Below are 14,114 nucleotides of genomic sequence, written 5' to 3'. Positions count from 1 at the left end.
ATATACCGCATTATTTTCTAAGCCATTTTCCTAGATGGGTTAGGAAAATGGATGATTTTTAATTACATAAATACTCATAAACTAAACCTAAACAAGGACGTAGGGTACTAAGTATGATTTGTATGGATGAAAATATAACTGAATTTGGCAACATGAGTGTATTACTTAATACCCAAAGTGACACAAGCTACTGTATACAGTGGTTTAGCAAAATGACTGGCGCTACAGTAATACTTACCCGCAAAGCCTCTCGGCAGTATCAAGTTACAAGAAAGTGGGCTACAGGGCGCGAACTCGACGATGTATCAAGTGAATTTACTCATGCTAATCAGGCAATTATTCACTTTTTAAATAATGTTGATATAGCAAAAATTAACGAACAAAGAATCGCTGCAGCAAAATATCACTGTATAAACTTATTTGTAAAAGCTGAAGGGTTAAGGCCTATAACCAACCTTAATTTACCAAAACCTAGGCTGCAAGAAGCGATTGGCAAAAAGGTGATGGTAAAATCAACATTAGGCAATAACAACATCGCAACCGGATTATTACTTCAGCTGGTGGGTAACCAAGTTGAAATACAAGTAAACCCCGACGACTCATACGATGATCAACCAAGGCAAAAATTTTATACTAAGCAAGTGTCAATTTGCTAAATTAGTCAGCTGCTTTTATTGGCAGTTTTACTTTAATAGTAAAGCCGCCATTATTAATAACTTCAAAACTACCCCCTAACGCACTAGAGCGCTCTTGCATAAAAGCTAAGCCATAGTGTCCGGTGTTATCGGTTAACTTTACACCATCGCCGTTATCACTAATTTCTAACTCAATAAAATGCTCGCTCGATTTAATAGTTATAGTGAGTGAGTTAGCATTACTATGTTTAATACAATTGGTTACTGCCTCTTGGCAAATTCTATAAACAGCAATTTCATGCTCTTTAGAAAGCGCTTGTTGTAGTGTAAAACTTACTTCGTAACTTATATTAGCCTGATTAAGTAAGCTTTTTAAGCGTCCCTGAATCATTGCTTTTTTAAGCCCTAACTCGTCAAGCTCTCGTGGGCGAAGATAATGCATTAACTGATAAACAGAGTCGTACATGGCATTTGCATTATTTTTTAAGGTTGTAACAAAGGTTTGTGTTTTTTCATTACTAATATGAGACAAAATAGCTAAATCTGTTTTTAAAGCTGTTAAGTTTTGGCCAAGTTCATCGTGTAACTCTTGTGAAAGGTGTTTTCGTTCGTTTTCTTGTACGGTAACCATTTTAGCTGCAAGGCGTGAGTTTTGATCAAGTTGCTTAGTGAGTGCGCGGTTAATTTTTTTTAACTCTACATTTTTACGTTTAAGCTCAGTAATAGCCGCGCCTAACACCATACTGGTAATGGCATTGGCTAAAATAAATAGCTGGCTTATATAAGTATTACTAGGTTCGTGAGTAATACTTGCTTCAACTATTATTAAAGCGTTAATAAGTGTTGCGCTAGTAATTGCGCCTAAAATACCAAACCGATACGAAAACCAAATAATAGGTAATAAAGATGCAAGGCGAAGTAACGGGTAGGTATCGGGTCGAAGTAAGTATGCAAATATAAGTACAAATATAACTATAGCTAATGTTAAAGCTAAATTAGTCACTTTAAGTAATGCAGGGCGCCTTAACGGAAGCTTTAAAGAGTAAACCAGCATAATAAACGGCGCAATAAGCAACGAGCCAGTTATATCGCCCAGGCACATATTTAACTGATACTGCAATAGCTCTTTAGCAACCTGAATGTTTGTAAATTCGAATGCACTTGAAAACAAAAACCACTTTATTGAAGTGCTTGCTACACATAACAAAATTAACGAAAGTATACCTAAGCTATTATTAATGCTTGGCGGCCAACGACTGTGTTTAAACACATACACAAGCGCATAAAAACAAAGCTCCTGCCAAAAGCCATGCAGTAAATTAAACTCCCAAACACCAGAACCTAAATACCCAAAGTGCGCTGCCAAAGCACGAGACGATAACCACAAAGTAACCCAATAGCGTGTTGGCGAAAGCAAATAAAAAGCTATTTTTATCCCTGCGGGAATAAATATAGCACTACTCTCAGGAACGGTTTCTAAATTAGCCCCAACCCAAAAAGCAGCAATACAGGCAACAAAATATATTCCACCTAGTAAAAGGTGCTTTGTAATTTCTTTGATACCTGCGATAGCAGAAAAGGTAAAAGCGGGGGGTGTACTAGGTAAGTTCATCTAGCTTTATTACTCCCGCATCAATGGCTATTTTTAACAGCTCAAACGAAGTGGTTACATTAAGCTTGCTGTAAATATTTGCCTTATGCACGTGCGCTGTTTTAGGCATAATTTCTAATTGTTGCGCTATTTGCTTAGCATTTAACCCTTTTGCTAATAGTGGCAAAGCTTCCAGTTCTCGGTTAGTTAAAATAGTTAAAGCTGAGCTTTGTGTGTTTAATGCAAAATTTACGTCTTCACTTATATAGCGTTTACCCAATGCAACCGATTTAACTGAATCAATTAGCTCTTCCGACGCAGAGCGTTTAGACACATAACCAAGAGCGCCTAGCCGTAGAGCATTACTCACATAAGGTTCGTAATCGTGCATGGAGGCAACAATTGTTTTTATTTCAGGGAAATTTTCGTTAAGGTAGGTTAAAAAAGTAAGGCCAGTTTGAGATTCATTAAGCGATATATCTACAATAAATACATCGGGTTGCTCAAGTGCAACGGCAAGTATTGCTTGGTCAACATTGCAGGCTTCTATTATTACTTCCCAGTCGGCTTGTAGTTCTAATAGTTTTTTAAAACTGTCGCGTACTAATTGATGATCTTCAATTATTCCAATGTGCATGTATTTCTCCCTTTAAATTTATTATACATTGAAATACATAACCATCAGCCAAAATATTTATTAAATTTAACTACCTAGTAAATATGTACACTGCAAAAATAAAAGGGCAATAACGCTCAGTATTTATATATTTAAACGGAGACACTATGAAAGCACTAAACAGTATTTTTGGACTCGCAATACTCTTTGTTATTTCAAATGCCAATGCTGCTGATGGAGTAATATCTGTAAAAAGCCCGTTAAGCGCTAAAGCCACAATGGATAAGTTTGAACAGCTAGCCAAAAGCAAAGACCTTACTATATTTGCACGCATCGACCATGCTGCAGGCGCTAAAAAAGTAAATAAAGAGCTTGACCCAACAGAAGTACTTATTTTTGGAAACCCAAAAGGCGGAACACCTTTAATGCAGTGCGCTCAAACAATAGGTATCGATTTACCGCTAAAAGCACTTGTATGGAAAGACGCACAATCGCAGGTGTGGTTAAGTTACAACGATCCTGTTTATATAGCTACGCGCCATAATGCAGCAAATTGCCCAGCTGCTAAAAAAATAAGCAAAGTATTACACACACTCGTAACAACTACTGTTACGCAATAAATTAAAAAGTGTAAGTAAATAATGAATATAAAGGAGTGACTATGTTTTTTGATGATATGCAGGGCTTAATACGTGTACTTATTATTGGCGTGCTGGGTTATATCGCGCTGGTGTTTTGGCTGCGTATATCGGGTAAGCGTACGCTTTCTAAATGGAACGTGTTTGATTTTATTGTCACTATAGCGCTGGGCTCTATTTTGGCCTCGGTGATTATTTCAAAAAGCGTTGCTCTGATAGAGGGCATACTCGCGTTTGTAGTATTAATAGGGCTGCAATATTTTATTACGTGGCTAAGTGTGCGCTCATCTAAATTTGCTTCGCTTATAAAAGCAGAGCCTACGCTATTGCTGAGTAATGGTGAATACTGCACGGCGGCACTTAAATCGCAGCGGGTAACTAAATCAGAAATTCGCGCTGCCATTCGTGGTGCGGGTATATTAGCCATAGAAGATGTAGCCGCCGTAGTGCTTGAAACCGACGGCAGTTTTAGCGTACTTAAGCAAAATAACAGCGGCTTAAAAACCGCGCTTAGCGATGTAAGTGTCTATTAAAATAATCCGCTACAATATGCCCAAGGCAGGCTTTATACCTGCCTTAATTTGTATTAATGCCTAAGTTATTTAGCGTGCTGCTCTAACAAACTAAAGGTAGGTAAACGCCATTTAAAGCGTATTGACGCCATACGTATTAAGTAGCCTGCAACAAGGCTTACAATAATGCTAATGTTGTCATCAATATTGTAATGGTGTAGTGCCAAGAATAAGCAGGCAACCAGTAACGATACACTCGCGTATAACTCGTTATGTAATACAAGCGGCGCTTGGCGACATATTAAATCGCGCAGTAAGCCACCAAATACACCGGTTACAACCGCAGCCACTACGCAAATACCATAATGCAGGCCCATATTTAGCCCCACTTGGCAGCCAATAATACTAAACGCCGCAAGCCCTAGCGCATCTAAGCGCATAAATATGCCCTTAAATTTAACTACCCATTTAGCAAGCCAGGTTGTGACAATGCCTGCTATGCAAGTAATTAATAAATACTCTGGGTGTTGTACCCAGGTAAGTGGGTAATTGCCTAGTAAAATATCTCGCACGCTGCCACCACCAATTGCCGTTGCACTGGCTACTAGCACTACGCCAAACCAATCCATTTTCATTCGCCCAGCGCTAAGTGCGCCGGTCATGGCTTCTGCGGTAATACCAATAATATAAACAACGGTTAGTAGCATGAGATAATCACTTGAAAATTGCACGTAAAAATAAGGTGTGGATTGTATAGATAAATTAAGTAAATAACGAATGAAAAATCACACTAAAAACGCTTAATTCAGATAGAAATAACTAATAACAAAACCGAGTGTAAACAAGCTGTTAAGCTAACAGGTTGGCAAAAGTTAGCAGTCGTAGAATAAAGGACAAATGGCCGTAATTTATAAAATAAAACAGGCTATTTTTTCCTGATTTTTAAAGCTCAAAGCTCGATATTTTTCCTATATGGTTAAGTGCTTTGCCATCTAATTAGAATATTTAAATTAACCTAATATGAATATTTGGTTGCGTGGTAGCAATTTAGGAACGTATACTAACGACTCTTAACTTAAATGGAATTTGCGTAATCGCAGCTTAATCAGCACAGGTAAATACATGAACAAAGGATTGTTAAAAGCGTGGAATGACGAAAAGGGCTTTGGTTTTATTAAATCAGACACCCAATCGCACGACACCTTTATACACATTTCAGCGCTCAAACACATGAGCCGCAAGCCCAAAGTGGGCGACATCATCTATTTTGAAGTCGCTACACAACCCGATGGTAAAAGCAAAGCCGTTAATTGCCGAATTGAAGGCGTAGCTGCACTTAAAGTAACACCTAAAAAATCAAACCATCATCGTGTTGCTAAATCTAATTTTACCGATAACTTTTTAGGCAAAGTCGCCTCAATTAGCATTATCGCCGTACTTGGTTTTGTTGCAGTAAATAAATACAACCATTATCAAAGTAACGAGCAATTTAATAGCCAAACTCCTGTTATTACCAACGCCGATTTAGCCACCTTTGATGAGCAATACCCAAAAATAGTTATTCCAAAAAGCGTTATTCCAAAAAGCACGCAAAATTTTACCTGCGATGGCAGGCAGCACTGTAGCCAAATGACTTCACGAGCCGAGGCGGTATTTTTTATAAATAACTGCCCTAATACAAAAATGGATGGCGATAGAGATGGCGACCCGTGTGAGAACGATACAAGGTTTTAGTGGCTAGGGCTTATATAAGTTTTGTAGTTAAAGATTAAATAAAGATAGGATTTAGTGTTTTCTGTATATAAATACAGTGACACGAGGTTTGGGCCATAACATTATTAAAAGTCGTTATAGGGTAAAGTAACAAGGGCTACTGAGTAGCAATAGTAGTAACCTATTTTTAATAGGTTTTTTGGTGTAATTATCGAACAACGTAATATACACCGTTTTGGATTTTACAATCCCCAGGCATAGTTCAACTTTGCGTTTCTACCGCAAGCGTCATTGGTAGAAAAGTAGCAACAAGAAATAATATTGAATATAAGCCTCATTGTTTTTGATCCGTTTATTAAGGTTTTGATACATGAAAATTACTTCCTTCACTTTAAAGAATTACCGGCGGCTAGCCAATGTAACCTTAGTGCTTGATGATAAAACAGCGGTTCTTGTAGGTGCTAATAATAGTGGAAAAACGTCTTGCATTGGTGCTTTACATACATTTCTAAAAAGCCCGGACAATCTCAAGGTTAGAGATATATCTAAGAAGAATTGGAAGCACATCCAAAATCTTGGTAAAGAAATCGAAGAAAAGTTTCCCTCCATCGAGAAAATGAAGGGGCTATCCGATGCTCTTATCAGTTTATTGCCTAGTTTAGATATAGAGATAACAGCGGAAGCGAGTGAGGCATATAAGGTTCGTGACATCCTACCAGACCTAGAGTGGAAAGGTGGTGCTCTATCCGTTCGCATAAATTATGAAGTGATTGACGTCACCAAACTATTTAGTGAGTTTATTAACACGAGAGAGGTAGTAGCCAAGCATCAAGGTAAGGTAAGCCTATGGCCTAAAGATCTCTGTGATTTCTTAGAGAAAGGACGGAACTTCAGTAAGTTCATAAAGCAAAAGCACTATGTTTTGAGCAAAGAGACTGATCCTAGCTCGAACGAAATTTTACAGCCGCTAAAATTTGAAGCTTTGAAAAAGTTAATTCGAGTAGACGTTATATCCGAGCAGCGGGGGCTAGGTGCTGAAGATAACGCAGATCAAAATGGACCATATTCTGAAAAGCAACGGCTCAACAAGTTACTTCGAGGCTACTATGAGGGTATTTTGAACCCAGAAGATTACCCAGAGGCTGACGACCTCAAAGTCTTGGGACAGCAGCAAAATTTAGAAAATGACTTCACCAAAAGATTGAACGATCAGTTTAAGGCTCCTTTCGAAGAGTTGGAAAGTATGGGTTATCCTGGTATCGGTGGCAATCCAGCTGTTGAAATTTTTGCGCAAATTAGCGGAACGGATGCGTTGCAAAAATCGTCATCGGTACGATACCGTTTTGATAAAAAAGATGAAGAATTTCTTCCCGAAAGCTACCTGGGGCTTGGCTACCAGAATCTCATCTATCTGACCTTTAGGCTTCTAGAGTTTCGCGACAAATGGATGCGTGTTGGTAAATCGGCTTCTTCACGGGACAATGTCGAAGAGCAGATTGAGCCAATACACCTAGTTTTACTTGAAGAACCGGAAGTTAATCTTCACGCGCAAGTTCAGCGTGTTCTTGTATCGAAAGCATACGATACTTTGCGGAATCATACCGATTTGCGCGACAAACATACCAAAAAAGATAAGTCTGAATACCAGACACAGCTCGTGATTAGCACCCACTCTAGTCATATTATTAATGATATTGACTTCAAAAATTTACGTTACTTCCGGCGGAATGATGCAAATACGTCCATCGCAATGGACCATACAACAATTGCAAACATGTCAGAGCTTTTTGCGCATGCGAAAGATGAGCTTTTGTTTGTAAGTAAACATTTGACACTCACTCATTGTGACATCTTCTTTGCCGACGGCGTTATATTCGTCGAGGGGCAAGCAGAGCGCCTTCTGGTACCAGAGTTTATTGTCAAGAGCTTCCCAGATTTATCTAATCGGTACATCTCGATGCTCGAGGTTAACGGTGCTCACACGCACAAATATAAAGCGTTAGTCGAGAAGCTCGGGGTCACGACACTAGTGCTGACAGATCTTGACTCTGTTGATAACAGCGGGAAGTCATGTTTTCCGGAAAGGAACTCTGATCAAAAGAGCAATAATGATACTTTGAAGTTCTGGCATCCACAGAAAGAAACCTTGAATGAATTAGTAGATTTGCCCAAAAATGAACATATTAAAACAAGCGAAGGTGCGCCGCTTTACGTTGCTTTTCAAAAGCCTACCCAGATCTCTGAGGAAGAGGTTTTGTCCCGAACATTTGAAGATGCTTTGATTTTGGCTAATTTTGGCCAAGAGTATTTTCAGAAGAAACCTAAACTCAAAAATGCAAAATCGGCCCATGAAGATGGCAGCAAGTCGCTGTCAGAGTCACTTTATGAATATGTGCAAGGTTTAAAAAAAGGCGACTTTGCCTTCGATTGCTTATTCCATCTCGCAGATAATGAGTCGAATAGCTTCAATGCCCCTGAATACATAAGCGATGGCCTTAAATGGCTGGCTGTTCAGCTTTCACCAAAAGAATAGGACGAGAAGTTATGTCAGATGGATTCTACTTGGCGGACACCAAACCCATAGATCATGACAGTAATGTTGATGAAGCTATTAAGGCGTGCCTACGAATAGGGTCAGGGAAAAGCTTTATTACCTTCGCTGGCGCGGGTTCTGGAAAAACCTACTCTCTAAAAAATGCTCTGGATTTCCTGAAAAATCAACACTCTGAGGACTTTTCTCGGCGAGGAAAGAAAATTGCCGTTTTAACCTTTACCAACAACGCGGCAGATGAAATCAAGGACCGAATCGAGCAAAACCCGATCTTCGCGGTTTCCACGATTCATAGCTTTTGCTGGGATGCAATTGGCGGCTTCAATGAGGACATTCGCAAGTGGTACTTGGGAAAAATTCCCACCGATTTAGAAGAACTCAAGGAAAAAGAAGATAAAGGCCGTGCGGGCAAGGCATCAGATGCCCGAAAAAGGGATATCATCCGGCTGAATAAGAAAATGGAATGGTTAGCGCAATCTCGTTCATTTAATTATGATCCAAACGGAATAAACTCCTCCCCAAATGCCCTTTCGCACACAGATGTTTTGAAGATTTTCTCTAATTTATTGACCAGCAAACCGATGATGATGGAAATCATAGTAAATAAATTCCCTTTTATATTCATCGACGAAAGTCAAGATACTAATAAAGACGTAGTTAGTGCATTCTTTGAGCTGCAAAAAGCTAAATCGTATAAAGTTGTTATCGGCCTGTTTGGGGATACGATGCAGCGTATCTTTGGCGGGGGAGAACCTGAACTGGGTAAAACTAAGCCCAGTGGCTGGACTACTTTAGACAAGAAAATGAATCATCGATCAGCAAGGCGCATCGTTGGTTTGGGGAACCAAGTACGTAGTGAGGATGATAAACGTAAACAGTTCGCCCGAGATGGAGCGGCGGAAGGTTATGTTCGATATTTTTTATTGTCGCACGGTGTTTCGGACAAAGACCAAGTCGAAGAGAAAATTCGCGAGACTATGGCGGAAGTGACGGGTGACAAGGACTGGACAGATACTCAATCCAAAGAAACGGCTATCTTACTTTTGGAACATAAAATGGCCGGACGTCGACTTGGATTTGGTGAGCTATGGGACACGCTTTCAAGATCAGAAAAGATAAAGGATCGAATTGCTGAAGGTGAAAATACCGAGCTTAACTTCTTCTCTAGTATTGTTTTTCCTTTGGCTGAGGCGAGCCGGAAGAAAAGGCGAGCCGAATTGATGTATATTTTGAGAGAAAACAAGTCTCCGCTGTTGGAAGCCAATGTGATTGATACAAATAAGAACGATCCGCTAGCTCTTGCACGAGTCGCGGAACATGCATTTAGAGATGTTGTTTCCAATGATATGGTTAGCTTTCGTGAAGTTCTAGAAATACTAGCTGAGCACAAGCTACTTAGAATCCCAGAAAAATTGCAGTCATTTGTGGCGGATTTAGAAAAAACAGAGACTGAGTCAGATACAGGCCAAATGGGAGCTGGCACGGAGATTGAACTAGAACCTAAGGAGCGGGATGACAGTGAAATAGATGCTTGGGCTGAAGCTTTGGAGACTAGTTTTTTCCAGATTGAAAAATATAAAGACTACATCGATGGGAACTCAATTTTCCGAACACACCAAGGTGTGAAGGGTAACGAATTCGAGCGTGTAATGGTTGTAATGGATGATGATGAAGCTGGGGGATTCTTATTTTCCTACGAGCAGTACTTTGGTGTGAAGGAGCTTTCTAAAAAAAGCCAAAAAAAAAGGAAGGCAGGTGAAGAAACTGGTTTGGATCGAACCCGACGATTATTTTATGTCACATCTACTCGTGCGAAGAATAGCCTTGCTCATGTGATTTATACTTCCGATGTTACTAAGGTAAGGGAAAGTCTTATGGATAAAAAGTTAGCGCGAGAAGGTGAAATTATTAAGTTATAAAATCACAGTTGAAACTGTAAATTTATTTCCATTACTCTAAACATAAAACATCGGCGAATTAGCACTCTAATAAACGCCGATGTTTATAATTTATCTAAATAACCACATTACTTATAAGCTATTAAACCCTAGTCCGCTTTACGGTTAAGGCTTATTAAACAGATTGCTAAAAGTAATGTTGCAATCATACCTGAGGCACCAGCAACACCTGATGGCAAGAATCCATCACGGCCAAAGGTGATTAAAATACCATTGGCAAGCATTGCAACTGCGCCTGCTAAGGCTGTAAGGCCGCCAATGGCTTTGCCACCTTTAGCTAAGTAAGATAGGCCAAAAACAACAGCTGCTAATCCTAATAGTAATTTAGCTGCGTAGTAAATCATGAATGACAACGAAACCACGCCACCAATTAAAGGTTGTGCACCTTCTACTGTGCCTGCAACTTTACCAAATGTAGAAAACAACGTAAGGCCAATACTTACCTGAACTATGTTAAGTGCTGCGCTAAACGCGATAGCTGACCAACCAAGTTGGGCGTTTTTTGCCTGCACCATAGACGCACCCGCAAAGGCAACGAGCAAAGTAAATACTAATGCTTCTAGCCCCCAAGCTACCTGTCTTGAAAAACTAATTTCAGCACTGTAAAGGGCTGAATAAATACCCTGTGATATAGCTAATACCAACAATAACAATGCTGTAATTAAGGTGGTGCGTTTATGTGTAAATTCCATTAGGGACCTCTTATAATTTTATATTTAACGCTTTAAAAAGATGCAGTTGCCTTTAATACATCAACCAGCTGAAACTTTTATATAAATAGCGCTTTCACTTGCAGCTATAAGACAGGTAAAGCGATTTAAAAATTTCACTAAAACCAATAAAAATAATAATTAATTACAATTAGACTCAGATTTTGGTTTTTTATGAAATTTAAATTAGCAAAATTGCTTTAATTCAAGCAATTTACGCTCGCTAAATCAACAGTTTATAATTTGAAATAGCTTAATTACATACCTTGTTATGATAAAAGCTTAAAATGAGACCAATCACTTAACGCCGTAAGTGTTTGCTCTGTAGGCGGGGCTACATAGATTAAACCTGAAATGGCAATAACCGATGCCAATGTAATTAATTTATTATCGAAGTCAGCTATTTTTAAAGCAGTGCCGAAAGAGCGTTTAATGGTGACATTATTTAAATCTACACTGTAAAGTTCATCGAGCAATAAATGGATTAATCCGCCGAGTAAAATAAACCCTCCCGTTAACCAGGCAAAGGTAGCTGCTTGTGTAGTTGTTTGCTCGTTAAGTTGCCACGTTACTTGCGTTGTTAACAGCGCGCATAACAGTAAAAATAGTAAAGAGTGGCAACTGCCTCTGTGTACTGTGATCCATTCAAAAATGGGCCTAATAATGTATTTCATAAATCCGTACACCAATAACGGCACTACTATTAACTCAATAAAACTAATTGTAATAATAAGCTCGGTGGTTATGTAATGCAGCACCAGTAATACAGCGCTCAGTGCAAATAAGTTAAAAATAGTGTCGAGTGATGTTGAGTTATCTGAATCTATGTCGGGTAATAAGCCGCCAATAGAGCCTAAAAACCATAGCCAGAGTGCGCCGTTTAAATCAGTATGGCCTGCAGATAATAAAGTGGCTGAGCTTAAGCCGGTGATGATGACTGCAGTATTAAGATGAGTATTGAAATTTGCCATTGTATCTCTTGATAAAAAAATAGGTTGGCATTCTATCAATCAAAAACTTAATTGTTCAATTTACTTTAAAGGTTTGGATGTAAATTTGGTTTAGCGGCGTATTTTTATAATAAAGACTATTTGAAAGCCGTGAAAACGCTATAGCATTCGCTATCTAATTTTTTATATCGTCGTAAAAGGCGACTTTTCCTCGGCCTGTTTCTTTTACGTGATAAAGGGTTTTATCACCGTTGTGTATTAATTCATGAAGTTCAGTGCCATCAGTTGGGGCTATTGCAATACCTATGCTTGCACCCACTGCGCATGTTTTAGTGTTTGAAATACTAACTTGTTGTTGTAGCTCATTTAGTAAGGTGGTTGCTTGCTCAAGGGTTGCTGCTTTGTTGTAGGTGTTTACCTGCCTAGCAATAATAAATTCGTCACCGCCTAGACGAATACACATGTCGTTTTTTTCGTGAAATAGTGTTTTAAATCTGTGCGCTGTTTCTATGAGCACTTTGTCACCAGCTTCGTGGCCGTAGGTGTCGTTAATAGGTTTAAACTTGTCTAAATCGATCATCATAAGTACCAAGTGCTTATTATTTTTTATACATTCCCGTAGCGCTTTTTGAAGGCGTTTTTCACCGGCGCGGCGGTTTAATAGGCCGGTTAGCGGATCGTGGTCGGCTTCAAAGCGGGTTTTAAGTTCGCGTTCTGCGCGCTCGGTTACATCGTGTAAAATTACTTCTACTAGTTGCTCTTGTTGTGGGCCTCGGTTGGTATCTCTTTGGTCTGTTAATCTAACAAATAAGCAGTGAAACCAGAGCGTTTTATAACCAACTTTACACTCTACATCTAACGTAGTTTGTGGTGGGTTATGAGCAAAGCGAATTTCTTCCAGTAGGCTCTGTAATTCATCAACGTTGTTTAATAATTCAGGGAAGTGCAAGGTTGATAACTCTTTTTCACCGGGTACGGTAAAGTAATGTTTAAAAGCGGGGTTAAAGGTGGTGATACTATTTTTACTATCGAGTAAACAAATACCAGCGCTTGCTTGCTCAAAAATAAGTCTAAATTTGGCTTCTAGCTCTTGGGTTTTTTTACGAAGCGTTTGTTCATTACTAATAGTTAAATGCAATTCGTGCATTAGGGCATTTATACCGTGCGTTAAACGGCTTATTTCGTCTCGCTTGCCTTGCTTAAAGGTTAGCATATTAAGGGTTTCTGGTTCTGATGGGTTAATTTTAGCAAAGCTGTCGGTAAGGTTTTGAATAGGTTGAGTAAGCCAACGCTGCACTACAAGCGATACAAAAAATGCGATAACGATAGATTGTATTAGCATTAAAATAAATTCTTTTTTAAGTGCAGCCTGTGCCTGTTGCTGTATAAAATTATCGTCGGGGTATATTGATAAAACACCTATAAAAGTGTCATCTAAAAAAGGATGAACTAGCTTAACTAACACTGCTTCTTTTTGTTTGTTAATAGTGCCATTGGCAATAAACAACTCCATTTCGCCTTTTGCGTTTGCTTCTCCTTCTAGGCTTGCGCCTTGTACTAAATCGTTACTGAGTAGGCCGTTAATTATTTCTTGGCTTAACTCTTTATCGTTTAAATAAGCAGCTATGGCGGCTGTTTTTTCCATTGTTTGCGCTAACTGTTGTACGAGTAAGTAATTGGTGTTTTTCTTTTCTTTAAAGCCTGAATAATACGACAGCATTGACGATACTAAAGATACAACAATAGCAACTAACGCAATTGCTATAGCAACGCGTATGTAGAGTTTTTGGCTAATAATTTTAATCAAATGTGTATACCACTTTTACTGCATCTGTAACTTGCGATAGCGGAATGTAGCCAATAGCAAATTGTGATGCTGCAATTTTATTTATTGCATCTTCAACGGATGCCGAAGGTGTAGGGGGCTTTGCACGGCCAGAAAATAACAACCTGGCCCAATACGCATTTATTTTTTGCTCGTCTTTATTGACCAGTTTTAAGTAAAAATCGTTTTTTAATGCTGATTGAGCGGGCAAATCGAGTGGCTTTGACGTTTCACCATCAGGAAAAGTTAAATACCTACCCATGTAAATATCAATTATTTCCCGTTTTGATAATGCGTTAATTGCGTTGCTTTTATTTACCACTACAACAAACTCTGTAGATTTAGCATAAAAGCTCACAAAAAGCAGGCATAAGGGGAGCATTACATTAAGACCTAGATTACGAGCGCTTATCAT

13 protein-coding genes are annotated in these 14,114 nt (G+C 39.0%); 6 read left to right on the top strand and 7 right to left on the bottom strand.

Annotation, left to right across the window (positions count from 1 at the left end):
• The first annotated feature begins 122 nt into the window (after window positions 1-122).
• Window positions 123-656: a hypothetical protein gene (locus ATS74_RS17195; RefSeq protein WP_227006936.1), complete on the top strand. Its 534-nt coding sequence runs from the start codon at window positions 123-125 to the stop codon at window positions 654-656.
• Between the two features lies 1 nt (window position 657).
• On the opposite strand, the gene ATS74_RS17190 is transcribed toward ATS74_RS17195, so the two are convergent.
• Entirely contained in the window at window positions 658-2,247 is a 1,590-nt protein-coding gene (locus tag ATS74_RS17190) for an MASE1 domain-containing protein (RefSeq protein ID WP_058550088.1), read from the bottom strand.
• Window positions 2,234-2,863 carry a response regulator transcription factor gene (locus ATS74_RS17185; RefSeq protein ID WP_058550087.1) on the bottom strand — a complete coding sequence of 210 codons (630 nt, stop codon included), beginning with the start codon at window positions 2,861-2,863 and terminating at the stop codon, window positions 2,234-2,236. Before ATS74_RS17185 ends, ATS74_RS17190 begins: the two co-directional genes overlap by 14 nt.
• Window positions 2,864-3,009: 146 nt before the next feature.
• Here ATS74_RS17185 and ATS74_RS17180 point away from each other — a divergent pair, with 146 nt between their 5' ends.
• Window positions 3,010-3,462 carry a DUF302 domain-containing protein gene (locus ATS74_RS17180; protein WP_058550086.1) on the top strand — a complete coding sequence of 151 codons (453 nt, stop codon included), beginning with the start codon at window positions 3,010-3,012 and terminating at the stop codon, window positions 3,460-3,462.
• Between the two features lie 41 nt (window positions 3,463-3,503).
• Window positions 3,504-4,013 carry a DUF421 domain-containing protein gene (locus ATS74_RS17175; RefSeq protein WP_058550085.1) on the top strand — a complete coding sequence of 170 codons (510 nt, stop codon included), beginning with the start codon at window positions 3,504-3,506 and terminating at the stop codon, window positions 4,011-4,013.
• Between the two features lie 65 nt (window positions 4,014-4,078).
• Here the strand turns inward: ATS74_RS17175 and ATS74_RS17170 are convergent, their stop codons facing one another.
• Window positions 4,079-4,699: a trimeric intracellular cation channel family protein gene (locus tag ATS74_RS17170; RefSeq protein WP_058550084.1), complete on the bottom strand. Its 621-nt coding sequence runs from the start codon at window positions 4,697-4,699 to the stop codon at window positions 4,079-4,081.
• 415 nt (window positions 4,700-5,114) lie between these two features.
• Here ATS74_RS17170 and ATS74_RS17165 point away from each other — a divergent pair, with 415 nt between their 5' ends.
• The 3 genes from ATS74_RS17165 (at window position 5,115) to ATS74_RS17155 (ending at window position 10,175) form a co-directional block, all read left to right on the top strand.
• Complete coding sequence (locus ATS74_RS17165) at window positions 5,115-5,726, top strand: cold shock domain-containing protein (RefSeq protein WP_058550083.1); 612 nt, start codon at window positions 5,115-5,117, stop codon at window positions 5,724-5,726.
• Between the two features lie 349 nt (window positions 5,727-6,075).
• Window positions 6,076-8,238, top strand: coding sequence for an ATP-dependent nuclease (locus ATS74_RS17160; RefSeq protein WP_058550082.1), 2,163 nt, complete (start codon window positions 6,076-6,078; stop codon window positions 8,236-8,238).
• An 11-nt stretch (window positions 8,239-8,249) separates the two neighbouring features.
• Window positions 8,250-10,175 (top strand): UvrD-helicase domain-containing protein, encoded by a 1,926-nt coding sequence (locus ATS74_RS17155; RefSeq protein ID WP_058550081.1) that lies wholly within the window; start codon window positions 8,250-8,252, stop codon window positions 10,173-10,175.
• A 128-nt stretch (window positions 10,176-10,303) separates the two neighbouring features.
• On the opposite strand, the gene ATS74_RS17150 is transcribed toward ATS74_RS17155, so the two are convergent.
• The 4 genes from ATS74_RS17150 to ATS74_RS17135 form a co-directional block, all read right to left on the bottom strand.
• On the bottom strand, window positions 10,304-10,906 hold the full coding sequence (locus ATS74_RS17150) for a hypothetical protein (protein ID WP_058550080.1): 603 nt from the start codon (window positions 10,904-10,906) through the stop codon (window positions 10,304-10,306).
• 287 nt (window positions 10,907-11,193) lie between these two features.
• Window positions 11,194-11,895 carry a metal-dependent hydrolase gene (locus ATS74_RS17145; protein WP_058550079.1) on the bottom strand — a complete coding sequence of 234 codons (702 nt, stop codon included), beginning with the start codon at window positions 11,893-11,895 and terminating at the stop codon, window positions 11,194-11,196.
• Between the two features lie 154 nt (window positions 11,896-12,049).
• Window positions 12,050-13,681 (bottom strand): sensor domain-containing diguanylate cyclase, encoded by a 1,632-nt coding sequence (locus ATS74_RS17140; RefSeq protein ID WP_058550078.1) that lies wholly within the window; start codon window positions 13,679-13,681, stop codon window positions 12,050-12,052.
• Entirely contained in the window at window positions 13,674-14,114 is a 441-nt protein-coding gene (locus tag ATS74_RS17135) for a hypothetical protein (protein ID WP_058550077.1), read from the bottom strand. Before ATS74_RS17135 ends, ATS74_RS17140 begins: the two co-directional genes overlap by 8 nt.

The organism is Pseudoalteromonas sp. H103, assembly GCF_001469205.1.
GTDB classification, from domain to species: Bacteria; Pseudomonadota; Gammaproteobacteria; order Enterobacterales; family Alteromonadaceae; genus Pseudoalteromonas; species Pseudoalteromonas carrageenovora.
Note: the sequence above shows the minus strand (reverse complement) of the source record. Positions and strands in the feature narration are given on the sequence as shown.